Origin of the sequence: Streptomyces sp. NPDC090077 (genome assembly GCF_044747545.1) — a bacterium.
Lineage (GTDB): Bacteria > Actinomycetota > Actinomycetes > Streptomycetales > Streptomycetaceae > Streptomyces.
This window is the reverse complement of record NZ_JBIVEG010000002.1, coordinates 59386-76516: the sequence shown is the minus strand read 5'-3', so window position 1 is coordinate 76516 and position 17131 is coordinate 59386. Positions and strand designations below refer to the sequence as shown.

The window sequence follows — 17131 nt, the reverse complement described above, 5'->3', positions numbered from 1 at the left end:
TTCGACGTACGGGAGGGAAGCGGGGAGCGGGCGGGTGGGCGGTCAGGGAGCGGGGTCGGGCTCGGGCTCCGGCTCCGGCGGCGTGATCGCGCAGGCCGCCCGGAACCAGCCGACGGCCTCGGCGAGGACCGCCTCCGCCGCGGCCCGGTCCGCGCCGCCGACGACCACCGACGCGATCCGCGCGCTGCTGTGTTCGGCGACGCCGAGGAACGTGCCCACCGGCACGTTCAGCCGGTACTGGTCCACCCCGGCCACCTCGCAGGTGCCCTCGGCGGGAGCCGCCGCCAGGGTTCCCGGGCTGCCGGGGAACAGGGCGAAGCCGGCCGTCCGTTCGGGCCGGTCCACCGGCGGGCGGTGGACGGTGTCGTCGCCGACCGCCTGGACGTACTCGCGGACCAGGTCCACGCCCGTCGCGAGCCGGACCGCCTCGTAGATCTTGCCGCCGCCGACCCGGGAGGCGATCTCGTTGAGCAGCAGCGTGCCGTCCGCCGTGCGGAAGACCTCCGCGTGGAACGTGAGCGTGGGCCACGCCGACAGGGCGCGCACCGCGCGGAGGGTCAGCTCGCGCAGCGGCTCGGTCAGCGGGTCCTGCGCGTCGAGCGTCGTGCTGGTGAACACGGTGCCCTCGCGGTAGGTGAGGGCGGAGGTGCAGGCGGACGGCCAGACCAGGACCGTGGTGCCCGCCACGATCAGCCCGTCGATGTGGAACAGCTCGTGCCCGACGTACGCCTCCGCCAGCAGCGCGGCCCCGTCGTCGTCCCCCAGCGCGGGGTGGGCCTCGGCGTAGGCCGCCAGGGCGTCCGCGTCGCGCAGCACCTCCACGCCCGTCGAACCGGCGCCGCGCCGCGGCTTCACCACGAACGGGTAGCCGTGGTCGGCGGCGAACGCGTACAGGTCGGTGACGTGCGCGACGGGCGCGAACGGTGCCGTGCGGACGCCGGCCGCGGTGAGGAGCTCCTTCATGCGGAGCTTGTCGCGGAAGGCCTCCGCCTCGGCCGTGCCCTGGCCGTCGATGCCCATCGCCTCCCGCAGGCGGGCCGCCCGCAGCAGGTCGTACTCGTTCATGGCGATGACCGCGTCGAAGCCGTGGCGCCGGTGCAGGTCCAGGGCGGTGGTCTCGACGGCCGCGTTCGTGTGGAAGCGGTCGAAGGTGACCACCTCCCGGTAGCCGGACAGCTCCGCCCGCGCACGGTCGGGGTCGGTGCTGATCGCGCCGGTGGAGGTGACGAGCACGACCTCGTGCGCGGGGCCGAGCCACTGGGCGTAGGGGGTGGTGGCGAGGTTGGAGCGGTTCAGGACGAGGATCCTCACGCGGCCGCCCCTTCGGGGCCCGCGGTCTCCATGCGGAACGCCGCCTCCACGTCCCGGACGAGAGCGGCCACGTCGCGGCCGGCCGAAGTCCGCCCGAAGACCAGGCCGCTGACCGTCGAGGAGTCCATCAGCCCGCCGACCGTGTCGCCCGCCTTCAGCCGCATGTCGACCTCGATGACGCCGGGGATCGCGGTGAAGTCCTCCGCCGCGCTGATCGCCGTCACGGTGCCGCGCACCGCCGGGAACAGCATCTCGACGAGCAGGCCCGGGTCCGCGGCACCGGAGTCCGCGGCACCCGCCGCGGCCGGGACCTCGTACGCCTCCCCGAAGCTGCTCGCGATGTACGCGCCCCAGCTGTCGAAGCCGCTGTCGAGCTGGAGCATGCGGCGGATGCCGCCGCCGCCCGGACGGCACGCGATCTCCCCGGCGAGGATCCCGTCGGCGGTCTCCAGCGCCTCGAAGTGGGTCACCCCGTCGCGCAGGCCCACCGCGCGGACGGCCCGCTCGTGCAGCTCGCGGACCGCGGCCGCCTCCGCCGAGTCCTGGTCCAGCAGGTGGGAGCCGAAGACCCCGCCCTCCCCGTACGCGAGGACGGGCTTGAGGTAGCGCGACACCCGTACGTACGCCACCTCGCCGTCGGTGACGAGCCCGTCGCAGTGGTACTCGTTCAGGACGTCCAGGTACTGCTCGACCACGACCGGGAAGGCCTTCTCGGAGGTGGTGGCCGGGCTGGCCAGCCGGTCGAGGTACGCCTGCACGGCGGGCGTCGCGAACTCGGCGGCGGAGCGGATGACCTCGGTCGCGTCCGCGCCTGCGCCGATGACCGGCTTGACGATGGCCGGGTAGCCGGTCTCCCGGAGCGCGGCGGCGAGCCCGGCCGGGTCGGCGGCGACGGCGTGCCGGGCGGTGGGCAGCCCGGCCTCCCGGAACCGCTGCTTCATGACCTGCTTGTCGGTGCAGTTGACCACCGTCTCGAACGACGGCCCCGGCAGCCCGAGCCGGCTGCGCAGGTGGGCGGCGGCCTGGGAGGCGCGCTCCGAGAGCGCCAGCACGTGGGTGAACTCCCCGAGCTGCCGCGACGCCGTGACGGCGGCGGTCACGGCCTCGGGGTCGTTGAGGTCGTCCACCAGGGCGAGTTCGGTGCCCTCCGGGTACTGGTCGACGAACCGGGGCTCGGTGACGAACAGGATCCGCAGGTCGCCCCGTTCGGCGAGCTGCCGGGCCTGCCTGGTGTTGCCGGTGTTGGTGATGATGACGTGCTTCATGGTGTTCACGAGCTCCTGTCGGAACGGGAAAGGGGGGTGCCGCCCCAGGCGGCGTCGGGTGCGCGCCCGCCGTGCCCGGCGAGCGCCAGGACCTCCGGCAGCGCGCCGATCCGGGGGCCGGCCCACGGGTGGTCCTCGCCGAGGTCGAGCAGCACCGCGCTCATCCCGGCCACCGACGCGCCGTCCAGTTCGTCGTCGTGGCCGTCCCCGACGTAGAGGCACGCACCGGCGTCCACGCCCAGCCGGCGGGCGGCGAGCAGGAAGACCTCCGGATCCGGCTTCATGAGCCCGGCCTCCGCAGAGAGCACGGACACGTCGATCAGCGGCCCCAGCTCCGAGCCGTCGAGCATGTCCCGGACGTCGGAGCTGCAGTTCGACACCAGGCCGACCGGGACGCCCAGGGCGTTCAGCGCGCTCAGCGTCTCGACGGCGCCGTCGGCGGGACGGGCGAAGCCCCGGCCGTGGACGGTGCGGCGCACCCGCACGGCCTCGGCCTGCTGCGCCGCGTCCCACCGGCCGCCGAGTTCCTCGCGCAGACCGTCGAGGTAGGCGTCCAGGGGGCCGGTCTCGCGCCGGACCCGGGTCCGCGCCCAGGGTTCGGCGAGCTCCTCCGGCCGCAGGCCCAGGGCCTCCGCCGTCTCGGTGAAGGCCTGCCGCTTCACCTCGTCGGGCAGCGGGACGAGCGTCTTCCACAGGTCGAAGACGACCGCGCGCACGGGACCCCGGCGGGGGGCCGCGGCGCTCATCGCCCGCCGTCCTCTGCGCGGGCCGCGACCGCGTCCGCGTCCTTGTCCGCCGGCCACACCCGTACGAGCGGAGCCGACCAGTCCGAGTTGTCGACGATCACCTCCGCGTACGCGGCCGGCGGGTGTTCGGCCAGGTAGGCCCGCTGCGCCGGCAGGTACTTCGTGTGGTACTTGCCCATGACCTCCTCGCCCTGCGAGGGGACGTCCCGCGACCGGCCGCGGGCCAGTACGACGTCCTCGGCGACGTCGAGGTACACGAACAGGTCGATCAGGTCCCGGATCTCGTCGCGGAACAGGAACACCCCCTCGACCAGCACGATCGTCTCCGGCCCGACCTCGTACGCCCGGGTCAGCGTGTACGTGTCGGTGGGCAGGTCCAGCAGGGTCAGCTCCGCCGACAGCCGGCCCTCCTCCCGTACGGGCCGCAGCAGTTCCCCGGCGGCCCGGCCGAAGTCGATGCTGTGGTGGTAGTACGCCTCGGCCTCCGGCAGGTCGGAGCGGTAGCGGACGGCGCGCGGCCGGTGGAAGTCGTCGATCCGGACGAGCTGGTGCGAGGTCCCCCGGCGCCCGAACTCGGCGGCCAGCGCGGTGGCCAGCTGCGACTTGCCGGAGGTGTCCATGCCGGTCAGCCCGGCCACCAGCGGCCGGCCCGGCTGCTTGCGGCCCTGGAGCAGGCCGGCCAGCTCCTCGACGAGCTGCCGGTGGTCGCGGACGCGGGGCACGGCGGCCCCCGTCGTGGTCTCGGTGGTCATACGGCGCTCTCCTGGGGAACGGACGGGAACGGGGGAGAAGGCACGGCCATGGGGTCGGCCGCGGCGAGCGGGCCGGCGTCCGCTTCGAGCCGGGCGAGGAGCCGGCCCGCGAGCCTGCCGTAGAGCCCGCTGCCGTAGACCGCGTGGTCGCGCAGCGCGGCCGGCGTCGGCTCGACCCGCAGCACCGACAGCGCCGGAACGGGCCGCCCGGCGATCAGCGCCGTGCCGTCGTCCGTGTGCGCGAACCGCTCCGGCGAGCCGCTGGGGCGGGCGGGCCGGCCGTCGATCAGCACGTCGGGCGCGTGGCCGTGGTAGCCGAGGGCCTGGACCACCAGGGCGGCCTCGTCGAGCAGGTCGGCGGCCTCCGCGAGCCGGTCCGTGCGGATCAGCCGGGCGCCCGGGATCCGGCCGTCCCACAGCGCGCAGTACAGGTCCCGCGACTCGTGCCGCAGCCCCGAGTCGCGGAAGACGATCCCCGTCGCCGGGCACACGTCGGTGGCCGGATCGGCGGCCCGTTCGCGGCCCTCGACGTGGTCCCGGCGGGCCTCGGCGAGGCCGGGGTGGACCAGCCGCGCCGCACTGCGCCGGAGCACGTCGACGGCGGGGGGCCGGTAGCCGGGGTCGGCGGCGCGGATCTCGTCGAACAGCTCCAGCAGGACGCGGAGCACGGACATGGCACTGTGCGAGGCGCCCGCGATGACGATCCGGCGGCGCGGCCCGTCCGGCCCGTCCCCGCCCGGCCGTCCGAGTGCGGCCAGCTCCCGGCGCAGCCCGTCCCGCCCGCTCCGGCTGATGATCTGCGCGGACCGGCGCACCTTGGCCCGCCAGGGCGCGAGTTCGGCGTGCGGCCGCTCGGTGCGCCCGGTGGCGACGACCGCGTTCCGGGTCCGTACGGTCCGCCCGTCCGCGAGGCGGACCAGTACGGCCGAGCCCTCCTCGACGACGTCGAGGGCGGTCACCTCCGTGCCCAGGGCGAGCCGGCCGGGCCCCAGGGCCGCGGCCACCGCCGAGCCCACCCGGCCCAGTGCCGCGGCCAGCTGAGCCATCGGAACCGGTGCGTCGGCGCCGGCGACCCGGGCGACCAGCGGATCGTCCCGGAGCGCGGCGAAGGGGCCGGTGGCGGAGAGCTCCTTGAGGAAGCGGGAGCCGATCGAGGTGCTGGTGATGGCGTAGTCCGCGAAGCCGCCGGGGCCGAGGACCGCGCCGCGTTCGAACACGGCGACCCGGTGGGCGAGGAGTTCGGGGGCGGAGGCGAGGAAGGTGGTGGTGCGGAACCCGCCGCCCACCAGGACGAGGCCGGGTTCCATCACGCGTGCTCCGTCAGCAGCGCGTCGAAGCGGTCGCAGATCAGCTCGGCCTCGGCCAGGGTGAGTGTGAGCGGCGGCCGGATCTTGAGCACGTTGCCGTTGCCGTAGCGCGAGGTGCGCAGGATCAGGCCGTGCTCCATCGCCTTGTCCGCGAGGTGGTTGGTCAGGGCGGTGTCGGGGGTGCCGTGCGCGTCGGTGATCTCGATGCCGATCATCAGGCCCACGCCGCGGACGTCGGAGATCACGCGGTGGCGCTTCTTCATCTCCTCCAGCCGGCCCATGATCAGGTCGCCGGTGGCGCGGACGTTCGCCAGGAACAGCGGGTCGTCGATCACGTCGAGGGTCGCCAGGGCGGCGGAGGCGGCCAGCAGGTTGGAGCCGTAGGTGAAGGAGTGGTCGTTGGTGGGCAGGCCCGCCATCTCGTCGCTCGCGATGATCGCGGCCACCTGCGCGCCGGAACCGCCGAGGCCCTTGGCGACCGTCATCGCGTCCGGTTCGACGCCGAAGTGCTCCGCGGCGAACATGCGCCCGGTGCGGCCGATGCCGGTCTGGATCTCGTCGAAGATCAGCTTGATGCCGTGGGCGTCGCACAGCTCGCGCAGCTTGGTGAAGTAGCCGTCCGGCGGCACGATGTTGCCGCCGTTGCCGGAGATGGGCTCCACGAGGACGGCGGCGACGCTGCCGCTGCTCGCGAACTCCAGGAAGTCGTTGATGCGGTCCACGCACATCATGCGGCAGCTGCCGGCCTGCTGGCCGTAGAAGCAGCGGTGGCAGTACGGGTCCGGCACCTGCATGCCGCCCGGGTACAGCTGGGCGAAGGGCGCCCGGCGGAAGGCGTTCCCGGACAGGCTGGCCATCATCATGGTCTGGCCGACGTGGCTGCGGAACAGCGTCACGACGTCGCGCTTGCCGGTGGCCCGCTGCGCCATCTTGATCGCGCCCTCGTTGGCGACCGACCCGCCGGACACCTTCAGGTGGGTCTTGGTGAGGCGCTTGGGGGCGAGGTCGGCCAGGCGCTTGGAGAGCCGGTTGATCGGCTCCGTCTGGAAGCTAGACGTGACGTGGATCAGCTCGTCGGCCTGGTCCTTGATGGCCTTGATGACGGCCGGGTGGCGGTAGCCGAGGCTGAGGTTGAAGGTCGCGGAGGCGCAGTCGATGTATCCGCGGCCCTCGGAGTCGTACAGGTAGACCCCTTCACCGGTGACCATGCGCTGGTCGCTGACGGGGTAGTAGACGGCCTCGGGCGAGGTCTCGCCGGAGACGACGGCCGCCATGACGGGGTCCGGGACGGAGCCGGACACGAGGTCACCGGGGGAAGCGAGGATGGACATGGGTGTGCCCTTCTGGGAGGTTGCGGGGTGGGGCGCGCCTGGGGCGCGCCGGCGATGAGGGCGTGCGGACTCCTGGAGTCCGGCACGGGTACGGGTACTGGTCCTGGTACGGGGCGCGCGCGGGCACCGCGGACCGGCCCGGGGCGCCGCGGATGCGGGCGGCGGGCCAACAGCGGACGGTGTCGGGAAGAGCAGGAAGGGGCGGGCGGGAGGCCGGGGTTACGGCCTCAGAACACGCCCTGGACGTCGCCGGTGGCCGGCAGGACGCGGGCGCCGGCCATCATGCGCCGTGCCCAGCCCGGTACGGCACCGTGGGAGTAGAAGCGGCGCAGCCAGCGGTCCTGCCCGTCGTAGCGGGGGGTGAAGGCGGAGCGGCCGTGGGCGGCGGTGTGGTTGTCGACGAGGAGCAGGTCACCGGGTTCCAGGACGACTTCGGTGCACACGGCTTCCAGTGCCTCGGCCAGGGCCCGCAGGGCCCGGGCGGCTTCGGGGTCCGCCGCCCCGGTGTTGAAGGAGTCGTAGCGGAAGGACTCCCTGCCCGGGGCGCCGAAGAGGACCCGGTGCCGGCCCGTGGCGGGACGTTCGCCGCAGGAGCCCCGGGTGAACGAGGTGGGGAACAGGCTCTCGAACCGCAGTTCCCGCAGGGTGGCGGCCTCGGCCTGCGTCAGGTGCGGCAGGGCCCGGCGGACGGAGGCCACCCGGGTGGCCGTGGTCCGCTCGTGCCCCCGGCGCAGGCTCAGCAGCCCGAGGTGGTCGGGGCGCAGCGGATGGTGGACGTTCTCGGTGTGGAAGTCGAAGGCCACCGAGCCGCTGTTCTCCATCCGGTGCTCCTCGCCCCGCACCGGGTGGACGTCGTGGAAGAGGTCGCCGCCCTTCTCGTCGGCGTACCCGATGAGGCCGCCGAGGAGCTCGGCCGCGAGGGCGAGGGTTCCGTTGGTGGGGTGTCCGGCCAGGGCCCGTGACCCGTACTCCTGCGGCGTGTCCGGGAGTTGCCCCGTGGACACCCCCTTGACCAGCAGGTATCCGCTGTCCGACGCGCCGTCGCGGAAGTCCGTCAGCGCGGTGCGCAGGGCGTGGGGGACGTCCGGGACGAAGTCCGAGAGGTCGAAGGACGGGGAGCGCTCCACGAGGGGGGCCACCTCCCGCGACAGGTCCCACAGCCCCGCGCTCTCGGCCCGGGTGAGGTGGACGACCGCCCCTGTCAGGTGTCGTTCTGCTACGGCGATGGGCACTCCTGCTCCTTGGATCACGGGGGTTCCGTCCGGCGGGGAAGGGGTGCGCCGGCGGAAGGCGATGGGCTGGGCTGGTACTGCTGCGGGCCGGTGCTCCGCTGCCCGAGGTGGGCGGCGAGCGCCTCCCAGAGCCGGGCGTGCGACTGCGCGAGCCGTGCGACGGCGTCCAGCCGGTGCGGCGGAACGTGCGCGGCGATGCCCTCGATCCCGTCCGCGAGCACGCAGGAGACGTCGAGGGCGCGCAGCAGCGCGCGGCCGCTCTCGGTGAGCCGGAGGGAGGGGTCCCGGGTCAGGGACGCCAGTACGGGGCGCAGCGCGGAGGCGGCCGCCGGCGGCAGGGGTGTCCCACCGGTCCGCTGCGTCGGCACCAGGCCGGGCGGCCGTCCGGTGCGGGCCCCGGTGCCCCGGGAGGGTACGGGATCCTCGCCGCGGAGCCTGCGTTCGCGTACGTCGGCCACGGTGGCCGGCGACAGTCCGGCCGCGCGGGCCACCTGGCGCAGGGAGGCGTGCGGGTCGTCGTCCAGCAGGCCGTCGGCGAGCCGCCGCCGGACGGCGGAGTCGAGGGGGCGGGTCCGGCCGTCGAGGCCGAGCCGTCGTCCGTGCGGTGCGGTGGCGGCTCCGCTCTCCCGCCGGAGCGCTGCGACGCGCTTTCCCGGCAGTCCGGTGAGGGCGGCCAGCGCCCGGTCGGACCAGTCGGGCTGCACGCGGAGCGCGTGCCGGGCGGCGGCGGTGCGTTCCGTTACCGGCGGAATCATGCCGTGTGCGACGTCGACCAGCACCGACAGCATCTCGCCATCTTCCTCCGTGCCGTCGAAGAGGCGGGCCCGGATGTGGGTGTGGCCGCGGAGCGCGGCGGCGCGGGCCCGGCACACGCCGTCGATGACGAGCATCGTCGCGCGGTGCACGAGGACCGGTACGAGGTCCTCCCGGGAGGCGGCGAGCGCCCGTGCGTACTGCTCCTCCTCCTCGGCACTGCGCGGCGCGTGCGCCGTGTGGAGGTCCCGCAGCGGGACGGGCTCCACGGTCGAGGTGGGGGACAGCCGGTCGAGGAACGCCGTGAGCCGGCGGGTCCCGGCGTGCCGGTGCGGGGCGCGGGCGCCCGCCCCGGGCTGCGTCACTGGGCGGCGGGCGGCTTGATCTCCTGCCAGCCGGAGTCGCGCGGGCAGCCGAAGCCGGGGGAGGAGCAGCCCGAGCCGGGGTGCAGGGTGAATATCGGGGTGCGGGGGTTCTCGGGGGTGACCGTGCCCGCGCTCGCGGTGCCGGCACCGAGCAGCACGGTGGTCGCCGCGATCAGCGACAGGGCCAGGGCCTTGGTCTGCTTCATGTTCATGTTCCGTTCCTCGTTCGTTTTCCTTGACGACCACGAGTCTGCCCCGGTGCAAGATCGAGGAGAAGGGAGACCGGGAGGGTCAAAATGGCCATGTCCGCCCTAGGCCACGGGCGGTTCGTGAAGCGGAACGTCCTCCCAGGCGGCCGTCCACCCCGCCAGCTCCGGTCGGGCGGCGACCGCGGCCCGCCACGCCTGCTCGCAAGCGGAAGCGGCGGCCTGCCGCGTGGTGGCGACGACGTACACGCCGAGGACGGGCCGCGCTCCCGGTCTGGCGCGCTGGACCACGTGTTCGACGCCCCGGACCCCGGCCGCGGCGGAGGCGGCCGCGACGGCGGCCGCGGTGTCTCCGGGAAAGGGGCCGCTGCTGCTGCCGGGGCGCGGGGTCAGGGATGCGCAGATCAGGAACATGGTTTAGACCATGCGTGATCCGGGGCCCCAGTACCAGGGGTTGCAGTTGGCCATTTCCGGACGCGCCGCCCGGGCCGGACCGCTCCGGGCGGGCCCGGAGCCATAGAATGCGGCGTCGATCGTCCGCATACCGGACCGGATCGCCGCAGGCCACGGACGCCGGCGCCGCCCCCCTGGCGCGGATCCCCCGCCCGCACGACCCGCCCGCACCACCTCCTCGCACCACCCGCACCACTAGCACCACAAGGGAACGTTCATGCTTGGTCCACTCGGCCTCAGCGCCGCAGCCGAAGCGGTCTACCGGGAGTTGCTGGCCCACCCGCTGTCCGGAGTGGCCGGGCTCTCGGCACAACTGCAGCTGTCCGAGGAGGCCGTGCGCGACGCCCTCGACCAGCTCTTCGAGCTGGCCCTGATCCGCACCTCCTCGGCGGACGAGTCCCCGATGCGCGCCATCAGCCCCGACCTCGGCCTCATGAAGCTCCTCGCACGCCGCCAGGCCGAGCTGGCCGAGCAGCAGCAGCACGTCGAGCAGAGCCGCGCGGCGACGGCCGAGCTGATCGCCCAGTACGCACAGCACAACACCATGTCGATGGGCGTCGGCATCCGCTACCTCCGCGGCATCGACGCCATCCGCGACCACCTGGAGGCCCTCAACGACAGCGTCCGGGAGGAGTTCCTCACCTTCGCCCCCGGCGGACCCCAGACGCCCGCCAACATGGAGGCCTCGCGCCCGCTCAACCGCCGCCTCCTCGCCCGCGGCATCACGATGCGCACGGTCTACCTGGACAGCATCCGCCGCGACGCCCCCACCGCCGGCTACGCGGCCTGGCTCGCCGAGCAGGGGGCGCACATCCGCACCGTGCCGACCCTGCCCAACCGCATGATCATCATCGACCGGTGTTCGGCCCTGATCGCCTCCGACTCCGACAGCACCGCCGACGGCGCCCTCGCCATCACGGACCCCGGGGTGATCGCCCTGATGTGCCGCCTGTTCGACCTCGTGTGGGACTCGGCCGAACCCATCGGCGCCGCGACCCCGCGGTCATCCGGCGAACTGACCCGCCAGCAGACCGAGGTCGTCCGCCTGATGGCCGAGGGCCGCACCGACGAGTCCATCGCCAACAGCATGGGCATCTCCACCCGCACCGCCCGCCGGCTGACCACCGGCCTGCTCACCCACCTCGGCGCCCGCAGCCGCTTCCAGGCGGGCGTCCGTGCCGTACAGCTCGGGTACCTGCCGTCCCACCCCTGACGGGGTCAGATCGTGACCGGGCCCTTGGCGGTGGCGAACTCGACCGCGACCAGCCCCGGCTCCTCGTCCTCCACCCAGGTGACGTCGACCTGGTCGAGGGGGTGGTCGGCCGGCTCGCCCAGGAACTCGGCGATGGAGGCGGCGTCGCCGGCGATGGAGACCCCGTGGATGGTGGTGGAGGTGCGCGGACCGGCGCACGGGCGCTCCTCGTCGGGGACCAGCCACTGGAGGAAGTAGGGCAGCTGCGGGTCCTCCATCAGTTCCAGCAGGCCGATCTGCTTCCACCGCAGGTCGAACCCGTCGGGGCGGACCCGGTGGCCCTCGGCGGAGGTGCGGCCGAGGCGGGCCTCGACCGGGGCCATGTCGTCGACGGAGACCACCCAGCCGAGCCAGCCGCCGCCCTCGGCGGCGCGCCGCGCGACCGCCTGGCCGAAGGGCGCGCGGTCGGCGGCGGGGTGGTCGAGGGTGGTGACGACCTCGACGTAGGTGCCGCCGCTCAGCGGGAGGATGAAGTTGCGGGTGCCGAACCGCGGGTGCACGCCCCCGTCGACGAACCCGGCGCCGAGGGCCGACCCGATCCACTGGACGGTCGAGACGAAGCTGTCGCGGGCCACCGCATAGGACACGTGATCAAGTCGCACGGCGCCATCATCACCCGGCGACCCGCGCACATCACGGCGCCACGCCCATCGCCCCGCCCGTCACCCGGCCCCGCCCCGGTCCCGCCCCGGTCCGCCCCCACGGGCCTCAGTGTTCGCAGAGGGAGAACTCCCGTTCGTAGAGCTGTTCGTTGTGCTCGGCCACGAAGAACTTCCGTTCCTGCATGAGCTGCTCGCGGTACTCCACGGCCTGCGCCGCCGTCATCGTGGACGTGGCCGCCCACGGCTGCTGCGGCGGGACGTCGGAGGTCGAGACGATCGTCGTCGACGGGTCGACCAGGAAGAACGCGAGGATCTTCCGGTGCCCCGGGCGGGCGGGGTCCGCGAGGCGGAAGGAGCCGACGCGGTGCTGCAGCACGTTCGGGAACGCCAGGCAGCGCCCCGCCGGAGTCGCCGCCGATCCCAGCACCTGGTTGAGGGCGTCCTCGTTCTCCAGGCCGTAGACCTCGCGCACCCCCTCGTCGTCGTTCTGCTCGTAGTCCGGGTCGTCGAGCGCCGCGCGGAAGCCCAGGCTGCTGTCGGTGATGTTCTCGCTGTCCCAGTAGTAGATGCCGGTCGAGACGATCCGCTCGTTCAGCATCCCCTCGACGTGCCAGGAGCCGCCCGCGTACTCGGGGCTGTCCGGCGTGAGGTGGATGGTGGCCAGCTTGACGATCACCTGGAGGCGGCGTCCGCGCAGGTCGACCCGGTCGGCTTCGCCGGGCGGCGCGGGCGGGGTGAAGTCCGGCGCGTCCGGGACGACCGGGCTGCGGGTCTCCGCCCAGAGGTCGTAGGCGTCCCCCCACGCGTTACGGGCCTCCGCGTAGGCCGCGTCGTCCTCGAAGGAGGCCCTGACCGGGTACGCCGGCTTCGAGTCGTACCACCCGTAGGGATCGGCCTCGATCCGCGGCGGCCGCGGGTGGCGCAGGTCGGTGAGGACGTTCTCCCACAGCGGCAGCATGCGCGCGAAGACGTCCGGCAGCACGGCCGCGAGCTCGTGATGGGTCTCGGGGTGGACGTTGTTGACGTACGAACGGAAGGCGACCCCGCCCTCGTCGTCGACCTCGACGTCCGTGGGCAGCCACTGGAACTTCTCCGAGAACTCGTGCTTCGAGAAGCGGTCCGTGGGGTTGCGCCAAGCCTCCTCGGGGCCCCCGCTCACCCCCCGCACCAGGCAGAACAGCGAGGGGTGCACCAGGTCCAGCACCTGCCCGTCCGAGCCCGGATGCCAGTCCCGCTCCGCCTCGGGGACCTCCTCCAGGGGCCGGACCGCCGCGCGCAGCCGGGACCGGAGCCCCTCGTCGACCAGCATGTCCGACTGCCACACCCCGTCGACGGCGGACACCTCGATGCCCGTCCGCCCGTCCCGCAGCGCGGCGTAGTGCCCGAGCTCCGCGAGCACGTACCGGACCTGTGCCTCCGTGAGCCCCTGCGCGACCGCCTCCTGCCGCCACCGCGCGACGATGCCGGCATCGTGCATCTTGTCGGACCACCCGGGCTTCGCCCGGATGTGCGCGCTGCACTCCGTCATCTGGAGCTCCCGCAGCGTCCGGGGTTGCGCGAACGCCACGGAACGCGTCGCTTCAAAGGGCAGCGGAAAGGCAGGCAGGCCGGTCAACTCTGATAATCCCAACGGTCGTGCGAGCGGTGCCGGAAGGATAGCCCAGCGCACCGACACCCCGGCCGCCCGCGAGGGCGCGGTCGGGAACGGCTCCCGGGCAGGGACTCCCGCTCACCGGTCCTCCCGCTCCACCGGCAGCCACAGCTCCGCGTCCGCCGTCCTGCCGTCCGCCGACATCCGCGTACGGAGGATCTCCGGCCCGGGCCGGCCCCGGTACGGGTTCGACGGGAACCACTCCGTGAACACGTCCCGCCACAACCCCTGGATCGCCTCCGGCGCCGGCCCCGAGACGGTGAAGACCGCCCACGCGCCGGCCGGCACGGGCAGTGCGGCCATGCCCTCCGGCGCGGGCCCCGAGGTGGCCACACCGTGGTAGTAGTCGAGGAGGCTGCCCTCCGCCCGGCCGGGATCGAGGTCGTCGCAGACCGCGAGGATGCCGTGCGGTTCCTGGTCCGACAGCCGCTCCAGCAGCTCCTTCGCCCGGTCGCCGGTCCCCCGGACGTGATCGATGATCGCCTGGTTCGGCCCCGAGTACACGAGCGGCACCCTGGCCTTCGCCCCGACGACGCTGAACTCCGGCTTGTGCACGACGCGGTAGCGCATGCTGCTGCTCCCGTCCACGACGAGGCGGAAGGACATCCGGGGCTGGGAGCTGAGCACCGCTCCGGTCCGCCGCGCCTCGCCGGGCCCGACGCCGTGCACCGCGCGGAACGCCCTGGCGAACGCCTCGCCCGAGCCGTATCCGTACCGCACCGCGATCTCCAGCAGCGTCCGTTCCCCGGCCAGCACCTCCGCACCCGCGACGGTCAGCCGGCGCCGCCGGACGTACTCCGACAGCGGCATCCCCGCGAGCGCCGAGAACATCCGCCGCAGGTGGTACTCCGAGGTGGCGGCGATCCGCGCCAGCTCGCCCACGTCGACGGAACCGTCGAGCTGCCGCTCGATGTGCTCCATGGCCTGATTGAACCGCTCCAGCACCGCTCGCCTCCAGGATCCCGACCGTCGATTCAACCAGGGCGGCCCGCCCGCCGCACCCGACCGAAGCGGTGCGGCAGATGTCGGGTGACGGGGACCGCCCACGCAGCACGATCAACCCATGAACCCGCACACCGACCCGGCCCCTGCCCCGGCCCCGGCCCTGGACGACATGACCCTGACCTCCCGCTTCCTCCGCGACGGCTTCGTCAAGCTGGAGGGCGCGGTCGCACCCCGCGTGGCCGAGAGCTGCGCACGCTTGCTGTGGCGGGAGACGGGCTGCGACCCGGACGACCCGCGGACGTGGACGCGGCCCGTCCACTGGGTCGGCGGGATGGCGCAGGGACCGTTCGCCGCCGCACCCAACTCCCCGGCCCTGCACCGGGCCTACGACCTGCTGGCCGGCGCCGGGCGCTGGGAGCCGCGCTACTCCCTGGGCACCTTCCCGCTGCGCTTCCCGCACCCGCAGGAGCCCGACGACGCGGGCTGGCACATCGAGGGCAGCTACGCGGTGGACGGCGAGACCTGGCCCTTCACCAACCTCCGCTCCCGCGGCCGGGCCCTGCTGATGCTGTTCCTGTTCAGCGAGGTCGGCGAGGAGGACGCCCCGACCCGGATCCGGGTCGGCTCCCACCTCGACGTCCCGAAGGTGCTGGAGCCGTACGGGGAGGAGGGCGCGAGCGGCCTGGCCATCGCACCGGACCTCGTCGCGGCGTCAGCCCACCGCCCGCTCGCCCTCGCCACCGGTTCACCGGGGGACGTCTACCTGTGCCACCCGTTCCTGGTCCACGCGGCCCAGCCGCACCACGGGCGGCGGCCCCGCTTCATGGCCCAGCCGCCCCTGCTGCCGGCCGCGCCGTACGAACTGGAGCGGGCCGACGGCGCGTACTCCCCCGTGGAGACCGCGATCCGCCACGGCCTGGGCTACGGCACCGGCCCCTGACGGCGGCCCGCCGCGTTGCGGACGCGGCGGGTGCGTCCGTGCTCGGCCAGCAGCCCGAGGGCGGCGGGCGACGTGACCACCTCGGCCGCGGCGGCCGTGCGCTGGAACCAGTCCGACGCGGCGAGCAGTTCCTCACCGGTCCACGGCTCGCCCAGCGCGACGGACCTGAGCAGGGTCCATTCGCGCAGCCGGCGGGCGAGGAACGCCCTGTCACCGATGACCGGGGCCATCATCGCGGCCCAGGCGGGGAACCGGGGCCCGGTCAGCAGCTCGGCCGCCCGCCGTTCGAGGTGGCGGTTCACGGCACTCTCCGCCATGACCGCGTCCTCGTCCCGCAGGACGGCAGCCACCAGCTCGGCTTCCTCCGCCTCCCCGACGCCCTCCAGGGCCCGCAGGTACCGGGCGTACCGCCGGTGCTCCGGAGGCCCCTCGCTTTCGCCTTCGTCGCCTTCGTCGCCTTCGCGGCCTTCCTGAGAGCCGATCATCCCCCCATCACACCATCCGCCCGACCGGCTGTCAGGACAGTTCGCGCAGCCGCTGTACCTGACGGGCCATCATTTCGGCCGGGAACTCCATGCCTTCCACCGAGGGGGACGGCTCCAGCCGGAACTCGGCGATCACGGAGCCGACCCGCACCACCGTGGTCCTGCGGACGCTGCGGACCTCCTGCACCTCGGGGTTGATGTCGCTGACGTCCGTCCGGAACGTCAGGGTGTAGGCCACGGCCCCGTCGGATGCCGCTCGGCCCCCACCACCCGCCGAACGCCCGCACCTCCCGCCTCACGGGGCCCGTCCGACCGTGCGTCACCAGCCCGTCCCCGTCGCCGGATCTGGCCGCTGCTGCGCCGCCACGCCCACCGTCCTGCTCGACCCGCTGCCGCCGCCGGACCGGCTCCGAAGAAGTAACCCCCGGCGCGCCTGTGTGCCTCGGGCGGCGGGCTCCTCTTCGATGGGTTGCCCACCCCGTCCCCACCGGAACAGGCGGCTCCATGACCTCCCACCCCTTGCGGCCCTCCCGCCGCAGCGTGTTCTCCGCCGCGCTCGCGCTCGGAGCCGCCACCGTCCTGCCCGCCGCCGCCTCGGGCGCGGCCCGCGCCGCCACCGGTTACGGGCGGCCCCGGGCGGTGCCCCAGATCACGGGCTGCGAGGGCTGGACTGCGCGCGAGCCCTCCGAGGACGTGGTGGTCCTCGACTCGCGGCCCCAGCGGATCATCGTGCACCACACGGCCTCGCCCAACGTGACCGACTACTCGCTGCAGCGGGCCCACGCACTGGCCCGGGCGATCCAGACGTACCACATGGACGTGCAGGGCTGGATCGACACCGGCCAGCACTTCACCGTCAGCCGGGGCGCCTTCGTCCTGGAGGGCCGTCACCACAGCCTGGCTGCACTCGGATCCGGGGACCGGATGGTGCGGGGCGCCCACTGCGTGGGCCAGAACAGCGCGGCCATCGGCATCGAGAACGAGGGCACGTACACGACCCAGGAGCCCCCCGCGGTCCAGTTCTCCGCCCTCGCCGACCTGTGCGCCCACGTCTGCCGCCAGTACGACGTCTCCCCGTCCGAGATCTACGGTCACCGGGACTTCAACAGCACCGCCTGCCCCGGCGACCGGCTCTACGCGATGCTGCCGCGGCTGCGCCAGGACGTGGCCCGGAGACTGGGGAGCACCCAGCCGGTGGAGCAGCCGCGCTGGCCCGTGAACCTGCCCCTCGACTGGTCCGCCGACCCGGAGGCCGCCGCCCGCTCCCTCACGGAGTACCTCCCCCCGGACCTCCTCGACCGCATCGGTTCCCACTGACGCCCCGTCCGGCCCCGGAGACAGAAAGGCCGACGGGCGCCCGCCCTCCTCCAGGGCTCGGGGCCGGTTGCCGGCGTCCTCGAAGCCGGAGCGAAGTCATCAAGGGCCTGCCCGGAACCGGGGCTGCACGGGACGCGGGACGCCGCCGGCGGTGAGGGCGCGTGAGCGGCGGTCGGCAGCCGTGGCAGGGAGCCGTCGCCGGTGCGAGAGTCGACGCG

Annotated in this window: 18 protein-coding genes; 3 read left to right on the top strand and 15 right to left on the bottom strand. The window is 74.0% G+C overall.

Going from position 1 to position 17131, the window contains the following annotated elements:
* Positions 1 to 42: 42 nt before the first annotated feature.
* The 10 genes from ACIPW5_RS04505 to ACIPW5_RS04460 all read right to left on the bottom strand — a co-directional run bounded on the left by ACIPW5_RS04505 (position 43) and on the right by ACIPW5_RS04460 (position 9682).
* Positions 43 to 1311, bottom strand: coding sequence for an acetyl-CoA carboxylase biotin carboxylase subunit family protein (locus tag ACIPW5_RS04505; RefSeq protein WP_401240249.1), 1269 nt, complete (start codon positions 1309 to 1311; stop codon positions 43 to 45).
* On the bottom strand, positions 1308 to 2576 hold the full coding sequence (locus ACIPW5_RS04500; protein WP_401241411.1) for a hypothetical protein: 1269 nt from the start codon (positions 2574 to 2576) through the stop codon (positions 1308 to 1310). Before ACIPW5_RS04500 ends, ACIPW5_RS04505 begins: the two co-directional genes overlap by 4 nt.
* Before the next feature lie 5 nt (positions 2577 to 2581).
* Complete coding sequence (locus ACIPW5_RS04495; protein ID WP_401240247.1) at positions 2582 to 3322, bottom strand: HAD family hydrolase; 741 nt, start codon at positions 3320 to 3322, stop codon at positions 2582 to 2584.
* Complete coding sequence (locus ACIPW5_RS04490) at positions 3319 to 4074, bottom strand: hypothetical protein (RefSeq protein WP_401240245.1); 756 nt, start codon at positions 4072 to 4074, stop codon at positions 3319 to 3321. The genes ACIPW5_RS04495 and ACIPW5_RS04490 overlap by 4 nt, the downstream gene beginning before the upstream one ends.
* Positions 4071 to 5381 (bottom strand): hypothetical protein, encoded by a 1311-nt coding sequence (locus tag ACIPW5_RS04485; protein WP_401240243.1) that lies wholly within the window; start codon positions 5379 to 5381, stop codon positions 4071 to 4073. The genes ACIPW5_RS04490 and ACIPW5_RS04485 overlap by 4 nt, the downstream gene beginning before the upstream one ends.
* Entirely contained in the window at positions 5381 to 6712 is a 1332-nt protein-coding gene (locus ACIPW5_RS04480; RefSeq protein ID WP_401240240.1) for an aspartate aminotransferase family protein, read from the bottom strand. Before ACIPW5_RS04480 ends, ACIPW5_RS04485 begins: the two co-directional genes overlap by 1 nt.
* A 227-nt stretch (positions 6713 to 6939) precedes the next feature.
* On the bottom strand, positions 6940 to 7944 hold the full coding sequence (locus tag ACIPW5_RS04475; RefSeq protein WP_401240239.1) for a TauD/TfdA family dioxygenase: 1005 nt from the start codon (positions 7942 to 7944) through the stop codon (positions 6940 to 6942).
* A gap of 14 nt (positions 7945 to 7958) precedes the next feature.
* On the bottom strand, positions 7959 to 9062 hold the full coding sequence (locus tag ACIPW5_RS04470; RefSeq protein WP_401240237.1) for a hypothetical protein: 1104 nt from the start codon (positions 9060 to 9062) through the stop codon (positions 7959 to 7961).
* On the bottom strand, positions 9059 to 9274 hold the full coding sequence (locus tag ACIPW5_RS04465) for a hypothetical protein (protein WP_401240235.1): 216 nt from the start codon (positions 9272 to 9274) through the stop codon (positions 9059 to 9061). The genes ACIPW5_RS04470 and ACIPW5_RS04465 overlap by 4 nt, the downstream gene beginning before the upstream one ends.
* Before the next feature lie 99 nt (positions 9275 to 9373).
* A complete protein-coding gene (locus tag ACIPW5_RS04460) occupies positions 9374 to 9682 on the bottom strand; it encodes a hypothetical protein (protein WP_401240232.1) in 309 nt (102 codons plus the stop codon).
* A gap of 256 nt (positions 9683 to 9938) precedes the next feature.
* On the opposite strand from ACIPW5_RS04460, the gene ACIPW5_RS04455 reads away from it, so the two are divergent.
* Positions 9939 to 10934: a LuxR C-terminal-related transcriptional regulator gene (locus tag ACIPW5_RS04455; protein WP_401240229.1), complete on the top strand. Its 996-nt coding sequence runs from the start codon at positions 9939 to 9941 to the stop codon at positions 10932 to 10934.
* A gap of 5 nt (positions 10935 to 10939) precedes the next feature.
* On the opposite strand, the gene ACIPW5_RS04450 is transcribed toward ACIPW5_RS04455, so the two are convergent.
* The 3 genes from ACIPW5_RS04450 to ACIPW5_RS04440 form a co-directional block, all read right to left on the bottom strand.
* Positions 10940 to 11575 (bottom strand): VOC family protein, encoded by a 636-nt coding sequence (locus ACIPW5_RS04450; RefSeq protein ID WP_401240227.1) that lies wholly within the window; start codon positions 11573 to 11575, stop codon positions 10940 to 10942.
* 106 nt (positions 11576 to 11681) lie between these two features.
* The gene (locus ACIPW5_RS04445; RefSeq protein ID WP_401240224.1) at positions 11682 to 13190 is read right to left on the bottom strand and encodes a DUF4246 domain-containing protein; all 1509 of its coding nucleotides are present in this window, start codon (positions 13188 to 13190) and stop codon (positions 11682 to 11684) included.
* A 114-nt stretch (positions 13191 to 13304) separates the two neighbouring features.
* Entirely contained in the window at positions 13305 to 14171 is an 867-nt protein-coding gene (locus ACIPW5_RS04440) for a GyrI-like domain-containing protein (RefSeq protein WP_401240221.1), read from the bottom strand.
* A 160-nt stretch (positions 14172 to 14331) separates the two neighbouring features.
* Between ACIPW5_RS04440 and ACIPW5_RS04435 the strand changes: the two genes are divergently transcribed.
* Entirely contained in the window at positions 14332 to 15111 is a 780-nt protein-coding gene (locus tag ACIPW5_RS04435; protein WP_401241408.1) for a phytanoyl-CoA dioxygenase family protein, read from the top strand.
* Here the strand turns inward: ACIPW5_RS04435 and ACIPW5_RS04430 are convergent.
* Both ACIPW5_RS04430 and ACIPW5_RS04425 read right to left on the bottom strand, forming a co-directional pair.
* Positions 15093 to 15596, bottom strand: a complete 504-nt coding sequence (locus tag ACIPW5_RS04430) for a hypothetical protein (RefSeq protein WP_401240218.1) — start codon at positions 15594 to 15596, stop codon at positions 15093 to 15095. The two genes, ACIPW5_RS04435 and ACIPW5_RS04430, sit on opposite strands and share 19 nt — an antisense overlap.
* 31 nt (positions 15597 to 15627) lie before the next feature.
* Positions 15628 to 15834, bottom strand: a complete 207-nt coding sequence (locus ACIPW5_RS04425; protein ID WP_401240216.1) for a hypothetical protein — start codon at positions 15832 to 15834, stop codon at positions 15628 to 15630.
* Between the two features lie 266 nt (positions 15835 to 16100).
* Between ACIPW5_RS04425 and ACIPW5_RS04420 the strand changes: the two genes are divergently transcribed.
* Positions 16101 to 16913, top strand: coding sequence for a peptidoglycan recognition family protein (locus ACIPW5_RS04420; protein ID WP_401240213.1), 813 nt, complete (start codon positions 16101 to 16103; stop codon positions 16911 to 16913).
* Positions 16914 to 17131: the final 218 nt, after the last annotated feature.